At 71.7% G+C, this 23,205-nt stretch carries 20 protein-coding genes and 1 pseudogene; 13 read left to right on the top strand and 8 right to left on the bottom strand.

Features of this window, described 5'->3' with window-relative positions:
- Positions 1-350: 350 nt before the first annotated feature.
- A complete protein-coding gene (locus tag AB0I68_RS31635) occupies positions 351-3,086 on the top strand; it encodes a hypothetical protein (RefSeq protein WP_363180807.1) in 2,736 nt (911 codons plus the stop codon).
- A gap of 465 nt (positions 3,087-3,551) precedes the next feature.
- A complete protein-coding gene (locus AB0I68_RS31630; RefSeq protein ID WP_363180806.1) occupies positions 3,552-4,019 on the top strand; it encodes a hypothetical protein in 468 nt (155 codons plus the stop codon).
- 213 nt (positions 4,020-4,232) lie between these two features.
- On the opposite strand, the gene AB0I68_RS31625 is transcribed toward AB0I68_RS31630, so the two are convergent.
- Positions 4,233-4,832: a hypothetical protein gene (locus AB0I68_RS31625; protein WP_363180805.1), complete on the bottom strand. Its 600-nt coding sequence runs from the start codon at positions 4,830-4,832 to the stop codon at positions 4,233-4,235.
- Between the two features lie 202 nt (positions 4,833-5,034).
- On the opposite strand from AB0I68_RS31625, the gene AB0I68_RS31620 reads away from it, so the two are divergent.
- Positions 5,035-5,526 (top strand): hypothetical protein, encoded by a 492-nt coding sequence (locus AB0I68_RS31620; RefSeq protein WP_363180804.1) that lies wholly within the window; start codon positions 5,035-5,037, stop codon positions 5,524-5,526.
- 2 nt (positions 5,527-5,528) lie between these two features.
- Here the strand turns inward: AB0I68_RS31620 and AB0I68_RS31615 are convergent, their stop codons facing one another.
- Both AB0I68_RS31615 and AB0I68_RS31610 read right to left on the bottom strand, forming a co-directional pair.
- Positions 5,529-6,464 (bottom strand): CoA ester lyase, encoded by a 936-nt coding sequence (locus tag AB0I68_RS31615; RefSeq protein ID WP_363180803.1) that lies wholly within the window; start codon positions 6,462-6,464, stop codon positions 5,529-5,531.
- On the bottom strand, positions 6,464-7,660 hold the full coding sequence (locus tag AB0I68_RS31610) for a CoA transferase (protein WP_363180802.1): 1,197 nt from the start codon (positions 7,658-7,660) through the stop codon (positions 6,464-6,466). The genes AB0I68_RS31615 and AB0I68_RS31610 overlap by 1 nt, the downstream gene beginning before the upstream one ends.
- Before the next feature lie 154 nt (positions 7,661-7,814).
- Here AB0I68_RS31610 and AB0I68_RS31605 point away from each other — a divergent pair, with 154 nt between their 5' ends.
- Positions 7,815-8,585: a TetR/AcrR family transcriptional regulator C-terminal domain-containing protein gene (locus AB0I68_RS31605; protein ID WP_363180801.1), complete on the top strand. Its 771-nt coding sequence runs from the start codon at positions 7,815-7,817 to the stop codon at positions 8,583-8,585.
- Between the two features lie 23 nt (positions 8,586-8,608).
- Here the strand turns inward: AB0I68_RS31605 and AB0I68_RS31600 are convergent.
- The 4 genes and pseudogenes from AB0I68_RS31600 to AB0I68_RS31585 all read right to left on the bottom strand — a co-directional run.
- A pseudogene (locus tag AB0I68_RS31600) lies at positions 8,609-9,148 on the bottom strand (zinc-binding dehydrogenase); the annotation flags it as partial.
- 92 nt (positions 9,149-9,240) lie between these two features.
- Positions 9,241-9,825 (bottom strand): isochorismatase family protein, encoded by a 585-nt coding sequence (locus AB0I68_RS31595; protein ID WP_363180800.1) that lies wholly within the window; start codon positions 9,823-9,825, stop codon positions 9,241-9,243.
- 81 nt (positions 9,826-9,906) lie between these two features.
- Entirely contained in the window at positions 9,907-11,322 is a 1,416-nt protein-coding gene (locus tag AB0I68_RS31590; RefSeq protein WP_363180799.1) for an MFS transporter, read from the bottom strand.
- Between the two features lie 19 nt (positions 11,323-11,341).
- A complete protein-coding gene (locus AB0I68_RS31585; RefSeq protein ID WP_363180798.1) occupies positions 11,342-11,776 on the bottom strand; it encodes a MarR family transcriptional regulator in 435 nt (144 codons plus the stop codon).
- Between the two features lie 214 nt (positions 11,777-11,990).
- Between AB0I68_RS31585 and AB0I68_RS31580 the strand changes: the two genes are divergently transcribed.
- The 6 genes from AB0I68_RS31580 to AB0I68_RS31555 all read left to right on the top strand — a co-directional run bounded on the left by AB0I68_RS31580 (position 11,991) and on the right by AB0I68_RS31555 (position 18,783).
- Positions 11,991-13,226 carry a CoA transferase gene (locus AB0I68_RS31580; RefSeq protein WP_363180797.1) on the top strand — a complete coding sequence of 412 codons (1,236 nt, stop codon included), beginning with the start codon at positions 11,991-11,993 and terminating at the stop codon, positions 13,224-13,226.
- Positions 13,223-14,086 carry a CoA ester lyase gene (locus tag AB0I68_RS31575; RefSeq protein ID WP_363180796.1) on the top strand — a complete coding sequence of 288 codons (864 nt, stop codon included), beginning with the start codon at positions 13,223-13,225 and terminating at the stop codon, positions 14,084-14,086. Before AB0I68_RS31580 ends, AB0I68_RS31575 begins: the two co-directional genes overlap by 4 nt.
- 80 nt (positions 14,087-14,166) lie before the next feature.
- Positions 14,167-15,036, top strand: a complete 870-nt coding sequence (locus tag AB0I68_RS31570; protein ID WP_363180795.1) for a cyclase family protein — start codon at positions 14,167-14,169, stop codon at positions 15,034-15,036.
- Positions 15,033-16,487 carry an MmgE/PrpD family protein gene (locus tag AB0I68_RS31565; protein WP_363180793.1) on the top strand — a complete coding sequence of 485 codons (1,455 nt, stop codon included), beginning with the start codon at positions 15,033-15,035 and terminating at the stop codon, positions 16,485-16,487. The genes AB0I68_RS31570 and AB0I68_RS31565 overlap by 4 nt, the downstream gene beginning before the upstream one ends.
- 89 nt (positions 16,488-16,576) lie before the next feature.
- On the top strand, positions 16,577-17,569 hold the full coding sequence (locus tag AB0I68_RS31560) for a superoxide dismutase (RefSeq protein ID WP_363180792.1): 993 nt from the start codon (positions 16,577-16,579) through the stop codon (positions 17,567-17,569).
- A gap of 191 nt (positions 17,570-17,760) precedes the next feature.
- Positions 17,761-18,783 carry a DMT family transporter gene (locus tag AB0I68_RS31555; RefSeq protein WP_363180791.1) on the top strand — a complete coding sequence of 341 codons (1,023 nt, stop codon included), beginning with the start codon at positions 17,761-17,763 and terminating at the stop codon, positions 18,781-18,783.
- Between the two features lie 108 nt (positions 18,784-18,891).
- Here the strand turns inward: AB0I68_RS31555 and AB0I68_RS31550 are convergent, their stop codons facing one another.
- Positions 18,892-19,500 (bottom strand): hypothetical protein, encoded by a 609-nt coding sequence (locus AB0I68_RS31550; protein ID WP_363180790.1) that lies wholly within the window; start codon positions 19,498-19,500, stop codon positions 18,892-18,894.
- Positions 19,501-19,765: 265 nt separating this feature from the next.
- Here AB0I68_RS31550 and AB0I68_RS31545 point away from each other — a divergent pair, with 265 nt between their 5' ends.
- The 3 genes from AB0I68_RS31545 to AB0I68_RS31535 are packed head-to-tail and all read left to right on the top strand — an operon-like array spanning position 19,766 to position 23,174.
- Positions 19,766-21,121 (top strand): biotin/lipoyl-binding protein, encoded by a 1,356-nt coding sequence (locus AB0I68_RS31545; RefSeq protein ID WP_363180789.1) that lies wholly within the window; start codon positions 19,766-19,768, stop codon positions 21,119-21,121.
- Positions 21,118-21,966 (top strand): ABC transporter ATP-binding protein, encoded by an 849-nt coding sequence (locus AB0I68_RS31540; protein ID WP_363180788.1) that lies wholly within the window; start codon positions 21,118-21,120, stop codon positions 21,964-21,966. Before AB0I68_RS31545 ends, AB0I68_RS31540 begins: the two co-directional genes overlap by 4 nt.
- Positions 21,963-23,174 carry an ABC transporter permease gene (locus tag AB0I68_RS31535; RefSeq protein WP_363180787.1) on the top strand — a complete coding sequence of 404 codons (1,212 nt, stop codon included), beginning with the start codon at positions 21,963-21,965 and terminating at the stop codon, positions 23,172-23,174. Before AB0I68_RS31540 ends, AB0I68_RS31535 begins: the two co-directional genes overlap by 4 nt.
- The last annotated feature ends 31 nt before the right edge of the window (positions 23,175-23,205 follow it).

Here is a 23,205-nt window from a genome sequence, read left to right as displayed (position 1 = left end):
CCTCCGCGCAGCGAGCACTGAGAACGGCCTCAAGTATTGCCATCTGCCACTCCGCGATGCTTGCGGCGTCGATGGACCCGTTCCGGCACACCGAGGTCCGCCGGCCTGTTTTCGCGGCATCAGGGCAGTCAGTCCGGCATCCCGTTTGCGCCGCCATACGCATGTTCACGAGCCGCTCCACCGAAACGGGAGTTCACCCACCGCAACCAGGCCGTCACCGCTAACGTGGCTGAATTCGCCTCGCTGGACGGGGGACCAGGAAGGCCGGGCTCTCCGTGCCCCTGCGTGGCGACGAACGCCACATCGGGCAGGCAGCGGCTCCGACCGCCCTGAGCCTTGAAGGAGAATGTGTGCAAAGGCCGCTTCCCCAGGGGATCGAGTACCTGATCGAGCAGTTCGACATCTTCGCCGGCAACCGGAAGAAGAGCCGTCGGCTGCCGGTGATGCTGCTACGGCGTGAACGTGAAACTCAGGGTCCCCCCGACAGAGCCGAAGCCACCGGCGCACCGGCCGGTTCCACGGCGCGGTCCATCATCGTGGGCTACCACGACCGCCTCTACGAGCAGGACCTCCAGCGCGAGGTCGATCTCGTCCCCCACGCGCTCATCGACGACAGCCATGCCACTCCACGTGCCCACCGGCCCGGTGAGGGCGAACGCGGAAATACCGGAGGAGCCCCCGCGGCCGAACAGCACGTGGCTCTGCTCGACAGCCTGGTCGAGCAATTCGACGACACCATGCCCCTCGACGCCGGCGAGCTCCGGCTCCCCCGCTTCCACACCTGCCGTGCGGTTCTGGACATATCCGTGGGCGCCGGTTCGGCCTCCGCCAAGCGGCGGCGCCTGCGTGACGAGCTCTACCTCCAGCTCCTCACCCGTCGGCCCATGCTCGCGACACTCGCGCGCGTGGCCGGCGCCACCGGCTCCAGCTTCCTGACGAACATCTGGCTCGCGTTGTTCGAGCTGCTCGTCGTCGGACTCCCCCGGCGGGTATACGGCCTGTACCTCAGCAGCCCCCGCAGCCTGCGCTGGGTCGGCTCCCGGCGTCCCAAAGGGCCGAACTTCCTGCGGATGGCACTGGCAGTCACCAGCGCCGGCCCCTCCCGGGGCAACCAGGCCCTGATCCAGCGCATGCTGCTCATGGCCCTGCTGAACGACCTGTCGAAAGCGGCCCGGCCGACCAGGCTGTGGGTCTACCGGGCCCGGCGGCAGTGGTCCTTCGTGCTGCTCCTCCCGACGGTGGGTGAGGAGGGCACGCCCGTCCGCCAGCTCCTCGACACCTACGCGGACATCATCCGCACCGAGCCGCCCGCCCCGCTGATGGTGCTCGGCGCACTCCTCGGCGATTCCCCCTCCCACGCCCAGCCCGTGCTGGCCGATCCCCAGAGCATCACCGGCGTCGCCGACCAGGTGAATGCGCTGTACACGAGGCGTTCCGCCTCTGCCGTCTACGTCGTCCCGCTGTCCGCGAGCGATGACGACGGCCCGGCGGACCAATGGGTGCGTACGAATCCGAAGGTCCCCGTGCGGTCGAACGGCCGCGGGGACTACGTACGGGCCGTGGCCGCGCCGATGGTGGCGCTCTCCCTCGTCGCCGGTGTGGCGCTGTACGCCGTGGGGCAAGATGAGCGGCTGCCGTCGTGCCATGCCGTGGCCACCGGCGAGATCGTGGGCGTCACCGACGGGCGGGAATGCCATCTGGGCGTGGCCGGCCGGGACGACGACCTGCTGAAGCTGGAGGAGGTGGCCGCGCGCCAGAACGACGCGGCCGTCAACAGCAAACGGCCTTACCGCACCGTGGTGTTCTTCGCACCGCTGACCACCGAGCCGGGCGATTCCACTCCGGTGAGCCTCCAGAGCCTGCGCGGTGCGCTGGCCGCGCAGAACGAGGTGAACGGGCGCGAGGGCGACATCGTTCAGATTCGCGTGCTGATCGCCAACTCCGGCAAGTACTTCACGTACGGATCCCAGAGCTCCCCCGGCCCCGATGTCGCGCAGGAGATCATCGCCCGGAAGGACCGGGACAGGATCACGGCGGTCATCGGGATCACCCAGAGCCGACCCACCTCGTTCGCGGCGGTGCAGGAGCTTTCCGCAGCGAGTATCCCCGTGATCGGAAACTCCGTCACGGGCAGCAAGATGGTCGACGCGAAATCCCCCTCCTACTATTTCCAGGTCTCCCCGTCGAACGAGCGCATCTCCGAGGTCATGGCCGAGTTTTCCACGCACTCCGAGCAGATCGGGAATCTGACGACGGATACCGGCAACGGCAGGACAGCCGTCCTGGTCTACGACCCGGACGACGATTTCTTCAGCGCGGACCTGGCGGCGAAGTTCTCGGACAAGTACAAGGGCGGCAAGGTGGTCACGGTCCCCTACTACGAAAACCGGAACGGGCAGATCGTCTCGGAGGTGGCCCGGAACGTCTGCACGGAAGTACGCGCCTCGGGCGGTTACATCGTGTACGCCGCCCGCTCCGGTGAGATGCCGGAACTGTTCGACGCGCTGCAGGACGCCCCGGACTGCCGAAAGCCGGACGGCAAGCAGGTCGCCGTCCTCTCCGAGAGCACAGCGGCGAAGTACATCCAGGATCCCGAGCTCATGCTGAAGAAGCATGCGGTACTGAAGCCGTATTATGTGATGCCGAACAACTCCAACGGCAAGGAATCTCCCGACAGCCCGTATTCGGAGTTCATTTCCCGGTTCCGGGAAGTGTTCAAGGACGGATCGGTGCCGGAGGGGAACGCGGCCGGATCCTACGACGCACTGCGCGTCGCCTCCGAGGTGATCAATTCCGTATACGCCCAGTACAAGACCGTGGAAAAATCCGATGCACGCTTCCAGCCGACGGACGTGTACGCACGACTGTCGAACCCTGGAATCCAGAAGTTCTCGGGTGCCTCGGGACTCCTCTCGCTCGACACGCGCAACAAATACCCGCCGAACAAGGCGGTTTACATCCTTGAGTCACACCTCGACAAGAGCGTCACCACCTGGATGGCATGCGGGCTGCTGCCCGACCAGCCCCCCGGCCTGAACAATCCGGCCACCTGGGGTACGCCCGGAAACCTGCACCCCTGCCCCTGAACGAGGCGGCACCGAACACGGCCCAGCCCCCGACGCCGAGGGGCCTGGGCCTGGGGGTGACGCGGGTCCTCTGCGCCGATGGGCCGGTGCGCACTCTGGTCAATCGGGGCTGGATCGACGCCCGCCCGTGATGGACCGGGACGGGCATGAACGTTTGATCGCGGCCATGTCCTCGTCGATGCGGCGGGGGTCCATCGGCCGGACACCGACTTCAGGGGCGCGCAGGGCGCGTTCGGCTTGGCCGGCCACGGGGTTCAACGCCGCGTGGCAGCGGGGGTTACGGACCTGGCCGGAGTGGAGCCGGGAACGGCCTCGGCGGGCCGGCAAGCGCCGTTGTCATACGCCGGCATCCGGGCTGCCGGCGTATGACAACTGTCACCTTGCACACGTGACCCGGGGCTCTGCCCCCGAAGCCTCCCTCGCGGGCAGAATTATGATCATCACACCGACCACGGGGGCAGCAGAATGAACATCCTGAAGAAGAAGGCCGCACCGGCCGAAGCGATCGACACCAGCGTCCTGGTACCTGCCGACTACCGGCTTCCGATCTGGTTCTTCGGCTTCGAAGGCGTTCTCGCGGCCGCCTTCGACATCCTCAAGGCGTTCCCCTCGTCCTGGCCCGTGCTGCTGGTCCTGCTGGCCGTGAACATCACCGTCTCGCTGACGATGATGCGCAAGCGGATCAAACTCGCCAAGGCACTGTGGCGCGGCAAGGAGACCCGCAAGGTGGCCTTCGCCCTCATCGCCCTCCGGGTCGGCAGCCACTTCGCCCTGAACGCCCTGGGCCTGGCCGTCACCTCGACCCTCGGCCACGTGCTCTTCGCCCTGGTCATGAGCGCTACGACGATCGGCCTCCTCGCCTACTCCCAGGAGGCCGCGATCCGCGCCCTCACCACCACCCCGGCCACCGCTCCCGCCGGCCCGGCGAGCTGAGCCTCAGCCCCGTCGTGAGGGGCTTGGCCCGCGTGGGCCGGCCGAGACGGCCTGCGAGCGCCTCTCGCCACCGGCCCGCGCACGCGAACGTGACGTGCGATGCCCGGCGGCCCGTGGTGTCGGCGTCCACTGCGAGGGGGTGCCGGTCGTACGCTCTCGATCGCCTGCGCGTTCACGGGTACGACAGTGCCCGGGCGGGTGAGGGGCGGGATGTCAGTCCGCTGCGTGCCGTAGGGCGACGATGCGACCGGGCCGGCCAAGGGCCCCCGACCGGATCCAGCGCCCGGTGTCCTCCGCGCCGATGGCCTTGAGGTACTCACGCTGCCCCTGCGGGGCAACGCCGTCGATGTAGGTGTCGCACCGGCCGTCGCCGTCGTCCCCGAAGAGGTATCTGTCCGCGTAGCGCCGGCCGTCGTGGTACCACTCGTGCCGCACCACGCGCATCCGGAGGACGCGCTCGAACCAGTCGGCCGAGAGTGCGGCAAGCGTCTGGGGGGTGCCGGTGGCGTCCAGCGCCAGCCTGGTCCGCGGCTGGGGCAGGAAGTAGAAGTGCTCGTTGAGGTGGTCTCCGCTGACCGTGGAGCCGGTCAGGTGCAGGCCGATGAGCGGGGGCCACCCGAACGGCCCGTCGCCGAGACCCACGCACGCCACCAGCGACGAGTCGTCGTCGGGCCGCCCCACCCAGCTGACGGCAGGCGGGACCTTCCACGCTTCGGCGCGTTCGCGCAGCGCCCCCACGAAGGCCCGCTCGGTCCGGTCCAGTTCGGCCTCGGTCTCTGGGTCGTCGCTCACGAACCACGGGTCTGCCGGCATGCGGTCACTGTACGTCCCGCGGGAACACGTGATCGGGCCCCCGACGGAGAGTCACCATGTGCCGGGACATTCCCCTCATGGGACTTCCCGGCCCGCACGCCCGCATCCACCGCAAGCGCCTTTCGGAGCTCCGCAGGTAGAGCCCGGCGCGCCCCTCCCGATCGAGCCGCTGCTGCCCGGGTCACCGGGCTGCGCCGTGCTGGTGACCAGCCGCAGCACACTCCCGGAGCCGGCGGCCGCACCTCGGCTGCGGCTCGATGTGCTGTCCACGGCGCAGGCACTGACCCCGCTCGGCCGGATCATCGGAGCCGAGCGGGTCGCGGCCGAGCCGCAGGAAGCGGCAGCGCCGGCCCAACGGTGCGCCGGCGCAGTGCCCACCAGCCGCGCCCGGCGGCAGCCGACGCACGCCCTGGCGGCAGCGATCGCAGCCGACACCGGCCTGCCCCGCGACGACCCCGGCTGCCAGGCACTGCCTCAGTTCGCCCTCGACGCCAGGCGGGTCCGTCCTCCTGCCGGGCCCCCGACCAGTTGGCTCGGGCCGCTGTCGACTTCGGCCAGGACCAGGTCCGGCTGCTCGGGCTTCGGCTTCATCCGGCAGGACGGCGGCGGCCGGGGGCGCCCGGCCACCCCCGGGCCCCACGGCCCGCACTCGGCCGGCTTCGGGGAGCCGGTGCGTTGGGGGGTGGCCGGGTAGGGTCAGGGCCGGATCGTGGCGGAGCCCGCCTGCTCCGGCCCTGCCCGGCCCGGCCGGCCGGCGCGGGCCGACCCCTCTGTGGCACGGGCAGTGCCCAGGACCGCACGAGCCTGGCGCAAGGCTGCGGCGTCGACGAGGTCGCCGTTTTCGTCGAGCCAGGCTCCCGAACCGTTCGCCTTGGCCGTCTCGACGCTCTCCACGAGGCGGCGCGCGGCGGCGACTGCCCCGGCCAAGGGTGTGAACACGGCGTTGACAACTGGCACTTGGGCTGGATGGATCACCGAGCGGCCGAAGAATCCGCGGTCCCGGCCCCGTGCGCAATCCGCCGCAAGCCCGTCGGCGTCGCGTACGGCGGGGAAGACGCTCATGGGCGGCCGGGGCAGGCGGGCCGCGGCGGCGGCGAGCAGGACGCGGTAGGCGGCCGCGTCCAGTACGTCGCGGTGCCCGGTGCCGAGTTCGGCCGCGAGGTCGGCCTCCCCGAAGGCGAGGCCGGCCACCAGGGCGTGGCTGGTGGCCAGCGCGTGGGCGCGCTCGATGCCCAGCGCCGTCTCCAGGAGCGGTACGAGCGGCACGCCCGGCAGGAGCCGGGCCGCCTCGGCGACCTGCGCGGGGTGTTCGCACTTGGGGATGCGTACGCCCGAGACCCTGGTGCCGCGCAGGGCGGCCAGGTCGTCCTCGCCGCCCACCCCCAGTGGATTGACGCGCACGTACACCGGGCGTCGGCGGCCGCGGCCGAGGTATTCGGCGGCCGCCTCGCGTGCGGTCTCCTTTCGTGTGGGGGCGACCGCGTCCTCCAGGTCGATGACCACGGCGTCGGCTCCGCCGGCGAGGGCCTTGCCAAAGCGCTCGGGGCGGTCTCCCGGCACGTAGAGCCAGGTGCGGGTCGCCCCTCCCGGACGGGTGCCGCCCGTGTGGGCACCGCTCGGTGACGTCTCCATCAGATGACCCCTTTCCGGCGCAGTTCCGTGCGCTGCTCCGCACCGATGCCCAGCTCCCCGAGGACCTCGTCGTTGTCCGCACCCAACGGCCTGCCCGCCCAGCGGACCTGCCCCGGTGTGCCGGACAGGCGTGCGGGGACGCTCTGCATGGCCAGGGGGCCGAGTTCGGGGTCGTCGACGTGCACGACCGTGCCGAGGGCGGCGAACTGCGGGTCGGCCACGATGTCGGCGGCACTGTAGACCGGCGCGACGGCCGCCTCGGCCTTGTCGAAGGCCGCGATGACCTCGTCCGCGTCGCGCGCCGCGATCCATCCGCCGACGACGGCGTCCAGCTCCTCGACGTGCTCGGCGCGCCCCGAGCCGCTGGCGAACCACGGCTCCTCGATCAGGTGGGGGCTGCCCACCAGCCGCATCACGCGCTCGGCGATGGACTGCGCGCTCGTGGAGACGGCGAGCCAGCGTCCGTCGCGGCACCGGTAGATGTTGCGCGGGGCGTTGTTGACGGACCGGTTGCCCGAGCGCTGCTGGACGACGCCGAGTTGTTGGTACGCGGAGATCTGCGGGCCGAGCAGGTGCAGGATCGGCTCGATCAGGGCGGTGTCCACGACCTGGCCGCGCCCGGTCGTGCCGCGCGCGTGCAGGGCGACCATCGTCGCGTACGCCGACATGACCGCCGCGGCGCCGTCGGCGAGGCCGAAGGGGGGCAGTGTCGGCGGCCCGTCCGGTGTGCCCGTGCAGTGGGCGAAGCCGCTCATGGCCTCGGCGAGGGTGCCGAAGCCCGCGCGGTGCCGCATGGGGCCGACACGGCCGAAGCCACTGACGCGGAGCATCACCAGCTTCGGGTTGATCCGGGCGAGTTGCTCGTAGCCGAGGCCCCACCGCTCGAAGGTGCCCGGCCGGAAGTTCTCCACCAGTACGTCCGCGTCGCGCACCAGCGCCCGGCAGATCTTCTGGCCCTCGGTGCGGCTCAGGTCGAGCGTGACCGTGCGCTTGTTGCGGCCGACCAGCTTCCACCACAGACTCTCGCCGTGGACCTGCACGCCGTGGTGCCGGGCCGGATCGCCGGTCGGATGCTCGATCTTGATGACGTCCGCCCCGAAGTCCCCCAGCAGTGTGGCCGCGCCCGGCCCCGCGAACAGAGTGGCGGCGTCCAGCACCCGTACGCCGCGTAAAGGGAGTGGTGTCGTCGCGTCCACAGCACATCACCGTCGCTTCCCCCGGGCGCTTCTGACGGGTGCCCGGATTCTTTACCGTAAGACTTACGGTAAGGGCTACCGTAGAATGGTCGGCAGCAGCACGCAAGGGCATACCCGGCCACGGCCGGCCGCGGAAGGCGACGAGGGGAGAACGATGTCGAAGGCGTCGGAGAAGGCGGCACCGGCCGGGACCGGAAGACGCCCGCGCGGCTCCCTGTCCCGTCCGCAGATCGTCGCGGCGGCGCTGGACGTGGCGCGGGAGGAGGGCCTGGCGGCGGTGAGCATGCCGCGGCTCGCGCGCGAGCTGGGCTGCGGAGTGATGTCGCTCTACGGACACGTGCAGAGCAAGGAGCACCTGCTCGAGCTGCTCGCCGGGGCCGTCCTCGAGGACTTCCCGCTGGAGCGTTCGGGCGACGCACACTGGCGACCGGCGCTGGCGGACTTCTCCGCGGCCCTGCGGCGGCGGATGCTCGAACACGGGGCCGTGACCGAGCTTCTGATCACCCGTCGGATGTGGAGCGAGGGTCTGGCGGAGGTCTTCGAGTGGCTGCTGGGCAGGATGACGGCGGGCGGCTGGCCGCTGCGTGAGGCGGTCCGCGCGTACCACTCCGTGCAGACCTACACGCTCGGCTTCGTACTGTACGAGATCGACCGGACCCCGCCGCAGTGCCAGGAGGAGCACCGGGCGTGGTGGCGCCACACCGTCGCGGACCTGCCGCCGGAGTCGTTCCCCCTGCTGCACGCGGCGGTCGCGTTCGTACCGGAGGGGGCGCAGGACGAGCAGTTCACCTGGGGCCTGGACCGGGTGCTGCACGGCCTGGAGGCGGAACTCACGGACAGCGCGCACCGTGCGGTCGACGTGGCCGACGCGGACAGCGCGGAACGGCGGCGGGCCGGGGCAACTCCCTCCGGTCCGCCGCCGTAGCCCTCGTCCGGGCCGGCGCGGCCTCAGCTGCGGAACAGCTGGAACCGCTCCTCGCCCACGCGGGCGCGCGCCCGCGCGTCGGTCATGCCGAGCCCCGGCCGGGGGGCGAGGCCGAGCACGCCGACCTTGCCGAGGTGCTCGTTGACCTGCACGCTGCGCGCCGCCTCACCGGCGTCGTCCAGCGCGTACGTGGCGGACAGCGCCGGGAGGACCTTGCCCATGCCGATGAGCCGGTTGGTCTCCCACTGCTCGTCGAGGTTGGCCCCGTGGCTGCCGATGATGTTCTTCAGCTTCATCCACAGGTAGCGGTTGTCGTACTGGTGGTCGTAACCGGTGCTGGAGCCGCAGGTGACGACGGTGCCGCCGCGGCGCGCCAGGAAGACGGAGGCGGCGAAGGTCGCCTTTCCGACGTGCTCGAAGACGATGTGCGGGTCCTCGCCGACCGCCTCGCGGATCGCCTTGCCCAGCTTCTTCCAGCCTTCGGGCCGCTGGAGCATGGTGCGGTCGCCCTGCTCGATGGCGGAGCGGTCGATGACCGCCTCGCAGCCGAGTTGGCGCAGGACCCTGTCGTGCGGTTCGGGAGGGCCGAGGGCGGACGTCAGGGCATGCGGGCATGCAGCGTGCGGGCACATGGGCGCGCGTTCGCCGGACCGCCCTACCGCCGTGCGGCCTCGAGTGCCGTGAGCACGGCGTCGGTGGAGTCGACGCGGGCGATCATCGGCAGGATCTTCTTGGTCGCGAACTCCTGGTGCTCGGCGGAGAACGTGCTGGTCGCGTCCTCGGCGACGATCACGTGGTAGCCGTGCTCGTAGGCGAAGCGGGCGGTGGACTCCACGGCGAGGTTGGTGGCGACGCCGGTGAGCACGAGCTCGTCGATGCCGCGGCGGCGCATCTGGATGTCCAGTTCGGTGCCGGTGAAGGCGCCCCACTGGCGCTTGGTGATGAGCAGGTCGTCGGGGTGCGCCGCGAGCTCGGGCGAGAGCCGGGAGAACTCGGGGTGCAGGACCGGCGGGTTGTGCGGCACGTCGGCGCGGGGCTGGAGGGCGGCGCCGCCGTCGGGGCCGTGGGCCACGTTGACCAGGACGACGGGCAGGCCGGCCGCGCGGAAGGCGTGGGCCAGGCGGGCGCTGTTGTCGACGACCTGGGCGGCCGGGTGGGGCTGCAGCGGCAGGCCGAGGATGCCCTGCTGCACGTCGAGCACGACGAGGGCGGCCTTGGGGCTGAGTTCCATGACGGGCATGGTGGTTCCTTTCTGACGTACGCGAGGTACGTGACGTGCGCGACGGACACGATGTACGTGCGCAGGGGTGCGAGGGGTGGTTCAGCCGCGGTCGCCGGCACCGCGCAGGTGCCGGCTGGTGGCGGCGTTGAGGAGAAGTACGAGGCTGATCCCCGTGATCACGGCGGCCAGCAGATGGAGACCGGAGTCGTCGGCCTGTGTGCCGACCGCGATGCCGACGAGGGCCGAGGCGAGGTTGGCGCCGATGTACTGGGAGGTGCGCAGGAGCCCGGAGGCGGTGCCGATCTGCTCGGCGGGCGCGGTGCGGTACATCAGCGTCTGGTTGCCCAGGCTGTTGAAGCCGTTGGGCAGGCCCAGCACTGCGCCGATGACGAGAACTTGCCAGATCGGCACGCTCGATCCGAACAGGGCCAGTGCGGCGCTGCCCAGGCACAGGGCGCCGGAACCGGTGATCAGGACGGTGCGCAGGCCGCGGTCGACGAGCCTGGTGGCCCACATGGTGGTGGCGATGCCGAGGATGGCCACGGGCAGCATCACCAGGCCCGACTGGGACTCGGACAGGCCGCGTCCCTGCTGGAGCCACTGGGGCAGGGCGTAGGTGATGGAGTAGAAGACCACGTACGTCGCCATGCAGCGTACGTAGGTCGCGGCGAGCGGACGGTTGCGGGCGATCATGCGGAGGTCCACGAAGGGCCGGTGTGCGCGCAGTTCGCGCCAGATCAGCGCGGCGGTGAGCACGACGAAGACGGCCAGTGCCCACCAGCGCGGGTGGTCGGGCAGCGAGAGCAGGAAGAGCATCAGGCCGCACAGCTCGCCGGTGAACAGGGCCATGCCGGGCAGGTCCAGTTCGCGCAGGGTGACGGTGTCGCGCCGCGCCGGATCGTCGGCGGGCAGCCAGATGAGGGCCATCACCATGGCGGTCAGGGTGATCGGGACGTTGACCCAGAAGATGGCGCGCCAGTCGACGAGTTGGACGAGCACGCCGCCGAGCGGCGGGCCGAGGGCGACAGCGGCCTGGGAGGCGGCCGAGATGGCGCCGAGCCCGCCGGTGGGCGTGGCGCCTTCGCCCGTGTGGGTGCCGGCCCACAGGCGGATCATCGACATGCCGGCCGGGTACGCGGCCGAAGTGCCGATGCCCAGTACCACGCGGGCGGCGATCAGCCAGCCGAGGGTGGGGGCGAAGGGCGCCGCGGCCGCCGAGACCAGGACCAGCACCAGGCCGATGCCGAAGATCCGGCGGGCGCCGAACGCGTCGGCCAGGCGGCCCATCGTGGGCTGGGCGACCGCGGTGGGCAGGTAGAGGCCGGAGACGAGCCAGATGACGGCGGCCCCGGCGTCGAACGCCTTCTGGATGGAGAGCAGGGCCACCGCGAGCATCGAGGAGTTGAGGGCGTTGAGCATGGTGCCCAGGACGATCGGGGTGAGGAAGCCGAGCGGGATACGGGTGGGTGTGGGGGGAACCGGTTCGGTCGCGGTCCGCGCGGTGGGTAATGCCACGGTGCCCCCTTGGGGACTTCTAGGTTTCGGACAAGAGGTCGAGGAGTTTGTTCGTGGCGGAGAGGATCTCCCGCTCGACCGTCGTCAGGCGTGTGGCGATGGCTCGGGCGAGCCATGCGTCGCGCGACTGCCGGTCGGTCTCCACCAGGTGGCGGCCCGCGTCGGTGATCTCCATCAGGACTTGGCGGCCGTCGCGGTCGTGGGGCCGACGCGTGATGAGGCCGCGCTCCTCCAGGGCGGAGAGCTGACGGGTCAGCGACTGCGGCTGGACGCCCTCATGGGCGGCCAGTTCCTTGGGACTGAGGGCCCCTACGCGGTCGAGCCGGCTCAGCACCGAGGCGCTGGTGAGTCCGAGGCCGTGCGCGGGGCGTTCCTGACGCATGCGCCGGGCCAGCGCGGACACACTGTCGCGGGTCTGCCTGGCCAGGTCGATGGTGTCTTGATTGTCATCCACGAACGAAGCCTAGCTTATAAGCATGGCTTGGTATTTCGTCAACCTGATCTGTAGTGACACCCGGACCCTACGTCACCGACCCTTCGCTTTCAGACCGCTTAACACCTCCTTAACCTGCAAGGAAGGGCAAAGTGTGGCCGAAAGGCGACCCGGATCCCTGGATGTGACGCTGCTCGCATTTACTTCGCTGTACTAACCATGTTGCCTGAGGATCATGATCAACCGTTCCGCCAACGATCCCCGTGAGTGCACAAAGCCCCCCAACTCCCCGCTCCCGCTCGCAGGCCTGAAGGTCATCGACGCCGCCACCCTGTTCGCCGGCCCCTTCGCCGCCACCCTGCTCGGGGACTACGGCGCCGATGTCGTCAAGATCGAGCACCCCGACGGCGACCCCGCCCGCCGCTACGGCGCGCAGGCCGACGGCGTCCCCGTGTGGTGGAAGGTCGTGGCGCGCAACAAGCGCTCCGCCACCCTGGACCTGCACACCGACGAGGGCCAGCAACTCTTCCGCCGGCTGGCGGCCGACGCCGACCTCATCGTGGAGAACTTCCGCCCCGGCACCCTGGAGCGCTGGGGTCTGGACTACGCCGCCCTCAGCGCCGACAACCCCCGCCTGGTGCTCCTGCGCATGACCGGGTTCGGCCAGACCGGCCCGTACGCCCACCGGCCCGGCTTCGGCACGGTCGGCGAGGCCATGAGCGGGCTCGCCCACCTCACCGGCACCCCCGACGGGCCGCCCACGCTGCCCTCCTTCCCGCTCGCCGACGCGGTCGCGGGACTCACCGCGGCCTTCGCCGCGCTGACCGCGCTGCGCGCCCGCGAGATGACCGGCCGCGGACAGGTCGTCGACCTCTCCATCGTCGAGTCGATGCTCGGCGTGCTCGGCGGGCCCCTCGCCACCTACGACCTGACCGGCATCATGCCCACCAGGCAGGGCAACCGCTCGCCCAACAACGCGCCGCGCAACATCTACCGCACCAAGGACGACCACTGGGTGGCCGTCGCCGCCACCACCGTCTCCATCGCCGAGCGCGTGGTGCGCCTGGTCGGCCGCCCCGAACTGGCCGAAGAGCCCTGGTTCGGCACCGGATCCGGCCGCGCACTGCACGCCGACGAACTCGACGCCGCCGTCGGCGGCTGGATCGCCGAGCGGACCCGCGACGAGGTCGTCAACGACTTCGAACAGGCCCAGGCCGCCATCGGCGCCGTCTACGACTTCGCCGACGTCCTCCAGGACCCGCACATCGCCGCACGCGGCTCCATCGTCTCCGTACCCGACCAGGAACTGAACGCGATCCGCATGCCCGGCGTCACCTTCCGGCTCTCGGACACCCCTGGATCCGTGCGCTCGGCCGGACCGCGCCTGGGCGAGCACACCGCCGACATCCTCGGCGAACTCGGCATCGGGGCCGAGGGGTTAGCCGCGCTCGCAGAAAGAGGAGTCATATGACCGCCGCCGTGCACCGCAGCTACCTGTACGTTCCCGCGCACAAGGGGCGCCTGGTGGAGAAGGCCTACGCGAGCGAGGCCGACGCCGTCGTCCTCGACCTGGAGGACGCCGTACCGCCGGGCAGCAAGGAGGAGGCCCGCCGGGCCGCCGCCGAGATCGTGTCCGCCACCCCGCCCAAGCCGACGTACGTACGCATCAACTCCATCGCCAGCGGCCTCGCCCACGACGACGTGCGGGCCGTAGCGGGGCCCGGCCTCGCCGCCGTCCGGCTGCCCAAGGTCGAGCACCCGCAGCAGATCCGTGAGGCGGCCCGGTGGCTGGAGGAGGCCGGCAGCGACGCGGGGGTGCAGATCCTCGTCGAGTCCGCGCTCGGCGTCGAAGCCCTGAGCGAGCTCGCCCACGCCACACCACGCCTCGAGCGCATCGGCCTCGGCGAGAACGATCTGCGCAGCGACCTGCGCACCGACTTCGACGGGCCCACCATGGACGCAGCCCGGGTGCGCTGCGTCTTCGTCTCCCGCGCCGCCGGGCTCGTCAGTCCGGCCATGAGCGTCTACCCGCGTCTGGACGACCCGGAAGGGCTGCGCCGCTCCTGCCTGGACGGGCGCGGCATGGGCTACCTCGGGCGCTTCGCCGTCCACCCCGGCCAGCTCCCGGTCATCAACGAGGTCTTCACCCCCGCCGCGGAAGAGGTCGCCGCCGCCCGCGCCGTACTGGCGGCGGCCGCGTCCCGGCCGGACGCGGGGTCGTCGGTGTTCGTCACCGAGGACGGCCGCACCGTCGCGCCGCCGCTGGTCGCCAGCGCCCGCGCCGTGCTGGCGATGGCCGACGCGCTGTCGGCCCCCGCCCGCTCCTCGTGACTCCCCCTCCCCCGGAGCCCTTTCGTCAACCGCCGTGCAACTCCGTACGACCTGCTCAGTCAGCCCGAGAAAGGCAATCGATGACCAACGCCCCTCCGATCCCGTCCACCACCGCCGATCCCCTGCTCGCAGCCATCGCCGCCGGGACGATCGTCCACGACCTCGCCCAGCCCCTGGAGAACGGCATGCCGTGCTCCCCCAACCACCCGGGCTTCCGTATGGCCCTCCTGCGCCGCCACGGCGACGGGATCCGGCCGGACGGAAGCTCGGCCGCCAACGAACTCATCGTCACCGGCGGCCACGTCGGTACGCACATCGACGCGCTGTCCCACGCCTCCCACCACGGACGGCTCTTCGGCGGCCACGACGCCGCCGCGGCCCAGCAGGGCGGGCGCTTCTCCGTCCACGGCATCGACACCGTGCCGCCCATGGTCTGCCGCGGTGTCCTCCTCGACGTCGCCGCCGCACACGGCACCGACATCCTCGACGCCGGCTACGGCATCACCGCCGACGATCTGGAACACGCCGCCGCCCGCGCGGACGTCGTACCCGCCGAGCAGGACGTGTGCCTGGTACGCACCGGCTGGGCGCGGCGGTGGAGCGACGCGGAGGCGTACATCGGCCACACGACCGGTGTGCCCGGCCTCACCGAGTCAGCCGCCGCGTGGCTCGCCGACCGCGGGGTACGCGCCATCGGCGCCGACACCACCGCCGTCGAACACATCCCCGCCGGGGAGGGGCACGCGGTGCTGCCGGTGCACCGCACGCTGCTCGTGGACCGCGGCGTCCATCTCATCGAGCACATGAACCTGGAGAGGCTGGCGGCGGCCGGCGCGACCGAGTTCCTGTTCGTCCTCAGCCCGCTGAAGATCACCGGCGGTACGGGCTCCCCGGTTCGGCCGCTCGCCGTCCTCACCGCCGCCGCATCCGTCCGGGAGGAGGCACGATGACGACGGCACAGTCCGCAACCACCACCGCGCCCCTGGTCCGCCGGCTCGCCGCTTTCGCCGCCGAGGCCCGCGACCGGGGCCTGCCGGCGCGGCTGCGCGCCGAGGCCGCGGAACGGGTCCTCGACTGCCTGGGCAACAGCCTCCTGGCCCGCGACGAATCCGCCCCGCAGGCCGTACTGGCCGTCGCCCGGGACTGGGGCAGCACCGGCCGGGCACACGTCATCGGGTCGGATCAGGCACTGGCCGCGCCGGCGGCCGCCCTGGTCAACGGAACCCTGGCGCACGCCATGGACTTCGACGACTCCCACATGCTGTCGGTCCTGCACCCCAGCGCCTCCGTGATCCCGGCCGCGCTCGCCGCCGCCGAGGCCACCGGCGCCTCCGGGCCGCGCCTGCTCGACGCCGTGACCGTCGGCACCGAGGTGTGCATCCGGCTCGGCATCGCCGGATACGACCCGGACCTCGGCAACTCGCTGTTCTTCGAACGCGGCCAGCACGCCACCTCCATCTGCGGCACCCTGGGCGCGGCCGTCGCGGCCGCCATGCTCTTCGGCGCGGACGAGGACACCATCGCCGCCGCCCTGGGAATCGCCGCGAGCACCGGCGCCGGCCTGCTGGAGGCCAACCGCACCGGCGGCACCGTGAAGCGGATGCACTGCGGCTGGGCGGCCCATGCCGGCGTGGCCGCCGCCCAGTTGGCCCAGGCGGGCATCACCGGGCCGCCGACCGTCCTGGAGGGCCGGTTCGGCTTCTTTCAGGCGTGGTGCGGCGACCGGGCCCGCCCCGAGACCGTCCTCGACGACCTGGGCGAACGCTGGGAGACCAGCGAGATCATCGTCAAGCCGTACCCGTGCAACCACTTCACCCACCCCGGTATCGACGCCGCACTGCGCCTGCGGGCCGAAGGCGTTCGCGGGGCGGACGTCGTCCACGGCGAGCTGCGCGTTCCCACGGCCATGCACCGCACGATCGGTGAACCCGCCGCCGCCAAGGCCACCCCCGCCACCGGCTACGCGGCGGCCTTCTCCGGTCCCTTCACCGTGACCACCACGCTCCTCGGCGGCGGAGGCCTCGGCGTCTGGTTCGACGACTTCACCGACGCGGCCGCTCACGACCCGGCCCGACGCGCTCTCGCCGGCGTGATCCGCTGCGTGCCCGACCCCGGCCTCGACCCCCTGTTCCCCACCCGGCTGCCGGCCGTCCTGCGGGTGAACACCCGCGACGGGCAGACACACGAGGTCCGCGTCGAGACCAGCAAGGGCGGCCCGGACATGCCCCTGACCGCCGCGGAGAAGGAGCGCAAGTTCCGGCTCTCGGCCGGCACCGCGCTCTCGCCGCAGCGCGTCGATGCCGTCCTGCAGGCCGTACGCGCCCTGCCCGATGGCGGCAGCGCCGCGGACGTCCTCGCGCTCTGCGCCCCGGACGCCGCCCCGGAGTCACCGTCGGTGTGACCGGCCGCAACGACCGAACACCTGCCATCCGCACGACCGTTCACGCGATCCATCAGCATCACGAGATCCACGAAAGGGTCCGACCTGCCATGTCACCCAGCACCTCGAACCGCCTCCGCACGCGTCTGAACCGCCTCGCCGTCGGCGGCGCGGCCGCCCTGTGCGCCACGGTCCTCGCCACCGGAACCGCCCTGGCCGCACCCACCGTGCGGACCGCGGACACCCTGCCCGGGTTCGGGATCTACCCGGAGAGCCTCACTCAGGACCCCTCGACCGGCGACCTGTTCGTCTCCGCCTACGGCGACGGCTCCGTCCTGCGCGTGCCGGCCGGCGGGACGCAGGCATCCGTCTTCCTCCCGTCCGGCGCGGACGGCAGAGCCCACGCGGCCGGAGTCAAGGCCGACAGGTTCGGCCGGTTGTGGGTCTCCGGCGGTACGGACCGCTCGGTCACGGTCTACGACGACACCACCGGCGTACGCGTGGCCCGCTTCCACATCCCCTTCGCCTCCGGCGGCGTGAACGACCTCACCTTCGGCCCCGACGGCACCGCCTACCTCACCGACTCCTTCAACCCCGCCGTCTACAGAGTCACCCCGGAGCAACTGACCGCGGCCCAGGGCACCGACACCGCGCTCGACACCTGGCGCGACCTCACCGGCACGCCCGCCGACTACACCCAGCACTCCGGCCTCAACCTCAACGGCATCGTGTACGTCGACGGCGGCGCCCTGCTGACCGCCAACACCACCACCGGTGCCGTGTACCGCATCGCCACCGACACCGGCGCCGTCACCGCGGTCCCCGGCATCTCCCTGCCCAACGCCGACGGCCTGTTCTACCAGGCCGGCAAGCTCTGGGTCGCCCTCAACCGCACGAACACCCTGGTGCGCCTGACCGTCTCGTCCGCAGCGCAGTCCGTCACCCAGGACGCCACCTTGAGCAGCACCAAGCTGCAGATCCCGACGTCCGTCATCCGCTCCGGCGACCGCCTGCTCGTCACCCGTTCCCAGTACGACAAGGGCGGCCCCTTCGGTGCGGGAACCCCTGTCCCCTTCACGGTCGCCGAGGTCGACGGCTTCTGACCCGGCTGCCGGTATCCGCGCGGCGGCACCGTCCACGGCCGCTCGCCCGCATCGCGGCGTGCCTACCTCGGTATCCACTTCGAGGTGGGCACTCGTCCGTGGAGCCCGCAGTCATGGAGCCGGACCGGTGCGACGCCGTGGCCTGGCACACGCCGGAGCAGCTTCCGGAGCAAAGCGAATAGGGTGCACCGATGACAGTCAGGGCATACCGCGCCTATTTCGTCGGCCTGCCGGCGGCACTGACGGCGACGGCCTTGTGGGGCTTCACGTTCCTCGGGCCGGCCGCCGTCGCCCCCGTCAACGTCTACTACCTGGTCGTGGGCCGGTACGCCGTCTTCGGGCTCATGTCCCTGGCTGTGCTCCTCACGCACCGCCGCGGGCTGCCCGCCCTCGGTGTCCGCCGTCTCCTGACGGCCCTGCACCTGGGCGTGGTGGGCTACATCGGCTTCTACCTGCTGCTGGCGATGTCCGCCGAGCTCGGCGGCGGCGTTCTCGCGTCGACCCTGACGGGGCTGATCCCCCTCATGGTCACCCTGGTCTCGAACGTGTTGGAGAAGGTGCTCGCCTGGCGCAGGCTGGCCCTCCCCGTCGTGGTGATCTCCCTCGGTCTCCTGCTCGTCAACAGCGGGGCGCCCGCCGACCGTTCCGCCGACGGCGGCGACCTCGCGCTCGGCGCCGTGCTCGGCTTCCTCGCCTCGGCCGCGTGGTCCTACTTCGTCATCGTCAACCGCAGGGCCCTGGAGCGCGCCCGGCCGGCCGTCGACGGCACCACCTGGACCGCTTGCATCGGTCTCGGCGCCTGCCTCGGATCGCTGTTCCTGCTGCCGCTCGCGCTGACCGGCGGGGGCCCGTCGCCGTTCGCCGATGCGGGAACGCTGTGGCCGTTCCTGGCGTGGTGCGTGACGCTCGCCGTCCTCGGCTCGTGGTGCGCGACCTGGTTCTGGAACCTCGCCTCCAAGCAGCTGCCGGCCACGGTGATGGGACCGGTCATCGGCATGGAAGCCGTCTTCGGCGCCGCCTTCAACCTGCTGTGGGAAGGCCGGACCCCGAATTTCCACGAACTGTGGGGCGGCCTGCTCGTGATCGCGGGCGTTCTGCTGGCCTCGTACCTCTTCAACCGCGCCGGCCTCACCCGTACCGAACCGCAGCGCGGCGCCGGCGAACCGGCCGGCCCACCCCGGCCGCTGCCCGCCCAGCCTTCGTCGACGAGCTGAAGGTCACTTACGCCGTGCCGGAGCCCCACGGTGTTGCCAAAGGAGGTGCCGCGGTCCGGGGACGTCGACGGGTCGCGCTGCCGCTCAGCTCCACACGGCGCGTGCCCGTCAGGCGGACGGGCTCACGCCCGGCGTGGGGGCGCTCTGGCCTCGCTGCGGCAGCAGGGCCTTGCAGGTCTGGAAGGCCTGAGCCGACTGCGGGTCGGAGGTGGAGAAGCCCCGCATCGGCGACCCGTCGGGGGATGCCGACGGCAGCACCACACCGTGATCCTTCAGGCAGCTGCTGAACGCCTTCATGGCGCTGCTGTCGCCACCGGGGCCACCGCCGCGTCCGTTGAACTGCGGGCGCAGATCCGCACACGCCTGCGTCGCCTCCCTCCGCTGCGGGTCGGCCGACGCCCCGCGGCCGGAGCCTGCGGATGCACCACCCCAGCCCCCGGCACCGGGCTCCCGGGTGCCGTTGGACGGGCGGCCGCTACCGCTCGGGCGCGGCGCCATCGTGACGCCGTGCTGTGCCAGGCACTGACGGTACGAGTCCATTGACTTGGCGTCCGGTGACGCCGAGGCGGAGACAGGGGCCGCCGCACTCGCCGCGCCGGAACCGGAGGAACAGCCCGCGAGCAGCAGCCCGCACGCCGCGAGGGCTACGGCGGACAGGGCCGCCCGGAACGCGAGGTCAGCGCGGGCGGTGGACGGCCGGGGCGTGGTCCAGGGCATGTCCGTTGTCTCCTCGGGGTGTCGAGCCGCCGGCGGCGTGGGCGCGTCGGCGACCGAGACTGAACCGCACGGAGATGGGGGCAACCGGGGCGTCGGCTGGGAGTTCCCTGAGAGTGCACGGGACGGAGCGGCCCTGGGACGTCGAGAATCGATGAATACGGAACCCATTGACCGATACGCCCGCTTCGACCGGGCGTGACGTTCCCAGGAAACTCCCAGGAAGCTCCCAGATCCTCCAAAGTACGGGCGGCCAGAATCCTGCTCCATGAAGGTGCTCCCACGGCGGCGCAGGGCCGTCCTGATCAACTCGGTGCTCGGAGTGGCGGTCCTCGCGGGCGCCGGCGGTGCGTACGCGGCGGTGACCAGTGGCAGTGACGGTCCGGCGCGCAGCGGCGCCCGGACCGTGGCGGTCACCAAGGGGACCGTCCTCGCGACCGTGTCCGGCTCGGGTTCACTGAGCTCACCGAGCGATGCGGGGGTGAACTTCACCACCGGCGGCCGGCTCACCGAAGTCAACGTCAAGCCGGGAGACAAGGTCGCCAAGGGACAGCTGCTCGGGAAGGTGGACGCGACCGCCGCGACGGAGACGCTCACCCAGGCTCGGGCCGCGCTGACCGCGGCCCAGGCCAACGTCGCCAAGGCCGAGGCCGGACAGGTGAGTTCGGCGCCGAGCTCCGGCTCCTCGTCGTCGCGGAGCGGCTCCACTGCCGCTTCCGTGCCGGCCGCCACGCCGACCGTGGACCCGGCGCAGTTGGCCCAGGCCCGCGCCCAGCTCACCCAGGCGCAGAACGCCGTGGACGCGGCGCAGCGCGCCGTCGACGGCACCGTACTGAAGGCACCGGCCGCCGGGACGGTCGCTTCCGTCTCGGCGAAGGCCGGTGACACGGTCTCCGGCACGAGCGGCAACGGCAGCGGCGGTTCGGGGGGCGGCAACAGCGGTTCGAGCGGCAACTCCGCGTCTTCGAGCGCCGGTTCCTCGTCCTCCCTCTCCGGGTTCGTGGTACTCACCAACCCGTCGGGCATGCAGGTGACGGCGAACTTCTCCGAGGCCGACGTCCTCAAGCTGAAGCCGGGCCAGGCTGCCACGGTCACGCTCAACGCGAAGTCCGGTACGGTCCTCAACGCGCAGGTCCTGTCCGTCAGTTCGCTGCCCGTCAGCAGCGGCTCGTCCTCCGGCGGCGGCAACGCGGGCGGCGGGAGCGCCGTGCAGTACGCGGCCACGCTCACCCTCACGAGTCCCACCGACGACCTGCGCAGCGGCCTCAGCGCCACCATCCAGGTCGTGGTCGGCGAGGCGTCCGGCGCCCTCTCGGTTCCGGCCGCCGCCGTGTCCGGGACCGGCGCGAACCGTACCGTCACCGTCGTCAAGGCGGACGGCACCACCGTACGCACGCCGGTCACCGTCGGCCTCGAAGGCGACGGCACCGACCAGATCGTCAGCGGGCTGACCGAGGGCGAGCAGGTGCAGTTGGCCACGGTCTCCTCGACCGGCAACGGAGGCTTCCCGGGCGGCGCCTTCCCCGGCGGCACCGGAGCCGGTGGCGCCCGCAATCGCGGAGGCACAGGCGCAGGCGCAGGCGGCAGCTTCCGTACCGGCGGGGGCGGGGGTGGCCGCGGATGACGCCGCCGCTGTGGCCGCGCCGGGCGCTGCCCGGGCCGCTGAAGGCCGACGCGCCGCGACAGCCGGTGCCACCCGTGATCGAGGTCCGCGCGCTGCTCAAGACGTACGGGCAGGGGGACGCCGCCGTACGCGCGCTCGGCGGGCCGCGCGATCCGGCCACGGGCCGTCAGCCCGGCGTCGAACTCACCGTGGAGCAGGGTGACTTCGTCGCGGTCATGGGGAGCTCGGGTTCGGGGAAGTCGACCCTGATGAACATCCTGGGCTGCCTGGACGTCCCCACGTCGGGCCGCTACCTGCTCGACGGGATCGATGTGGGCGGCCTGGACGAGCACCAGCTCTCACTGGTCCGCAACCGCAAGATCGGCTTCGTCTTCCAGTCGTTCAACCTGGTGCCCCGCACCAGCGCCGTCGCCCAAGTGGAACTGCCGCTGGCGTACGCCGGCGTGAAGGCCGCCGAGCGGCGCCGACGCGCGGAGGCCGCACTCACCCTGGTGGGCCTGGCCGACCGCCTGGACCACCGGCCCAACGAACTCTCCGGCGGCCAGCAGCAGCGCGTGGCCGTGGCCCGCGCGCTCGTCACCGCGCCCGCGATGCTGCTCGCCGACGAACCGACCGGAAATCTGGACAGCCACAGCACCGAGGAGGTCCTGGCCCTCGTGGACCGGCTCAACGCGTCGGGCCGTACCGTCGTCCTGATCACCCACGAGGACGAGGTGGCCCGGCACGCCAAGCGGGTCCTGCGCCTGGTGGACGGGCAGATCGTCGAGGACGTCCGGCAGGCGCCCGTCGAGGGTCCCCCGCCCGCGATGTCCGGGCAGCACGCCGCGGCCGGGGGCCTGCGGTGAGCCCGTTCCAGACGCTGCGCTTCGCCTTCGGCGGCCTCGCGGCGAACAAGGTGCGCTCCGCGCTGACCATGCTGGGCGTGCTGATCGGCGTCGCGGCGGTGATCCTGCTGCTCGCCGTCGGCAACGGCTCCTCGCAGGCGGTCAAGGACTCCATCGAGAAGCTCGGCACCAACGCCCTCACCGTCTCCTCCGGCAGCGGATTCGGCGGCTCGCGCTCGTCCAACGGGACGAAGCCGCTGACCGTCGAGGACGCGCGGGCCCTCGCCGACCCCTCGGCGGCCCCGCACATCGAGGCGGTGGCGCCCGAGGTCACCACCTCGCAGACCGCGCTCCACGACGGGACCTCGCACACGGTCGGCCAGGTCGTCGGCACCTACCCGGCGTACTTCAAGGCCTCCAACAGCAAGGTGGCCAAGGGCGACTACTTCGGCGCTGACGACGTACTGGCGTCCCGGAAGGTCGCCGTCATCGGCTCGACGACCGCCGCCGACCTGTTCGGCACGGCCGACCCGGTCGGCAAGACGATGGTCCTCGGCGGCACGCCGTTCACGGTGGTCGGGGTGCTCTCCACCAAGGGCGGCACCGGCTTCCAGGACCCGGACGACGTGGTGATCGCGCCGTTGCCCACCGTGCAGAACGCCTTCACCGGCTTCGGCTCGGTCAGCCAGATCCTCGTCGAAGCCAAGTCCGCGGACGCGACGGCCGGGGCGCAGAGCGAGATCACCACCGTCCTGATGGCGCGGCACGGCATCAAGGACCCGACCGCCCTGGACTTCCGGGTGGCCAGCCAGGAGTCCCTGCTGACCACCCAGGCGTCGACGAACAAGACCTTCACCGTGCTCCTGGGTGCGGTCGCCGCGATCTCCCTGCTGGTCGGAGGGATCGGGATCACCAACATCATGCTGGTCACGGTGACCGAGCGGACCCGTGAGATCGGCATCCGCAAGGCGATCGGGGCGCCCCGGGGCGTCATTCTCGGCCAGTTCCTCGCCGAGTCGACCCTGCTGTCGCTGATCGGCGGCGGGCTCGGCGTCGCGGCCGGGCTGATCGGCTCGCACTTCACCATCGTCGGCATCAAGCCGGTCGTCATACCGGAGTCGGTCGTCGGCGCCTTCGCCATTGCCGTGGTGATCGGGCTGTTCTTCGGCGGGTACCCGGCCAACCGGGCTGCGAGCCTGCGGCCCATCGAAGCACTGCGGCACGAGTGAACCGGCAGACGCAGGAACAGGGAGAAGCTGA

This window comes from Streptomyces sp. NPDC050448 (genome assembly GCF_040655295.1).
Classification (GTDB): Bacteria; Actinomycetota; Actinomycetes; order Streptomycetales; family Streptomycetaceae; genus Streptomyces.
The sequence above is the reverse complement of the archived record's forward strand: the minus strand, read 5'-3'. Positions and strand labels throughout refer to the sequence as shown.

Bases quoted from the DNA above. Each gene is read 5' to 3' on its own strand.
- AB0I68_RS31630 (WP_363180806.1), top strand. From the start codon at position 3,552: ATGAACATCCTGAAGAAGAAGGCCGCACCGGCCGAAGCGATCGACACC.
- AB0I68_RS31625 (WP_363180805.1), bottom strand. From the start codon at position 4,832: ATGCCGGCAGACCCGTGGTTCGTGAGCGACGACCCAGAGACCGAGGCC.
- AB0I68_RS31615 (WP_363180803.1), bottom strand. From the start codon at position 6,464: ATGGAGACGTCACCGAGCGGTGCCCACACGGGCGGCACCCGTCCGGGA.
- AB0I68_RS31605 (WP_363180801.1), top strand. From the start codon at position 7,815: ATGTCGAAGGCGTCGGAGAAGGCGGCACCGGCCGGGACCGGAAGACGC.
- AB0I68_RS31595 (WP_363180800.1), bottom strand. From the start codon at position 9,825: ATGCCCGTCATGGAACTCAGCCCCAAGGCCGCCCTCGTCGTGCTCGAC.
- AB0I68_RS31580 (WP_363180797.1), top strand. From the start codon at position 11,991: ATGATCAACCGTTCCGCCAACGATCCCCGTGAGTGCACAAAGCCCCCC.
- AB0I68_RS31575 (WP_363180796.1), top strand. From the start codon at position 13,223: ATGACCGCCGCCGTGCACCGCAGCTACCTGTACGTTCCCGCGCACAAG.
- AB0I68_RS31570 (WP_363180795.1), top strand. From the start codon at position 14,167: ATGACCAACGCCCCTCCGATCCCGTCCACCACCGCCGATCCCCTGCTC.
- AB0I68_RS31565 (WP_363180793.1), top strand. From the start codon at position 15,033: ATGACGACGGCACAGTCCGCAACCACCACCGCGCCCCTGGTCCGCCGG.
- AB0I68_RS31560 (WP_363180792.1), top strand. From the start codon at position 16,577: ATGTCACCCAGCACCTCGAACCGCCTCCGCACGCGTCTGAACCGCCTC.
- AB0I68_RS31555 (WP_363180791.1), top strand. From the start codon at position 17,761: ATGACAGTCAGGGCATACCGCGCCTATTTCGTCGGCCTGCCGGCGGCA.
- AB0I68_RS31550 (WP_363180790.1), bottom strand. From the start codon at position 19,500: ATGCCCTGGACCACGCCCCGGCCGTCCACCGCCCGCGCTGACCTCGCG.
- AB0I68_RS31545 (WP_363180789.1), top strand. From the start codon at position 19,766: ATGAAGGTGCTCCCACGGCGGCGCAGGGCCGTCCTGATCAACTCGGTG.
- AB0I68_RS31540 (WP_363180788.1), top strand. From the start codon at position 21,118: ATGACGCCGCCGCTGTGGCCGCGCCGGGCGCTGCCCGGGCCGCTGAAG.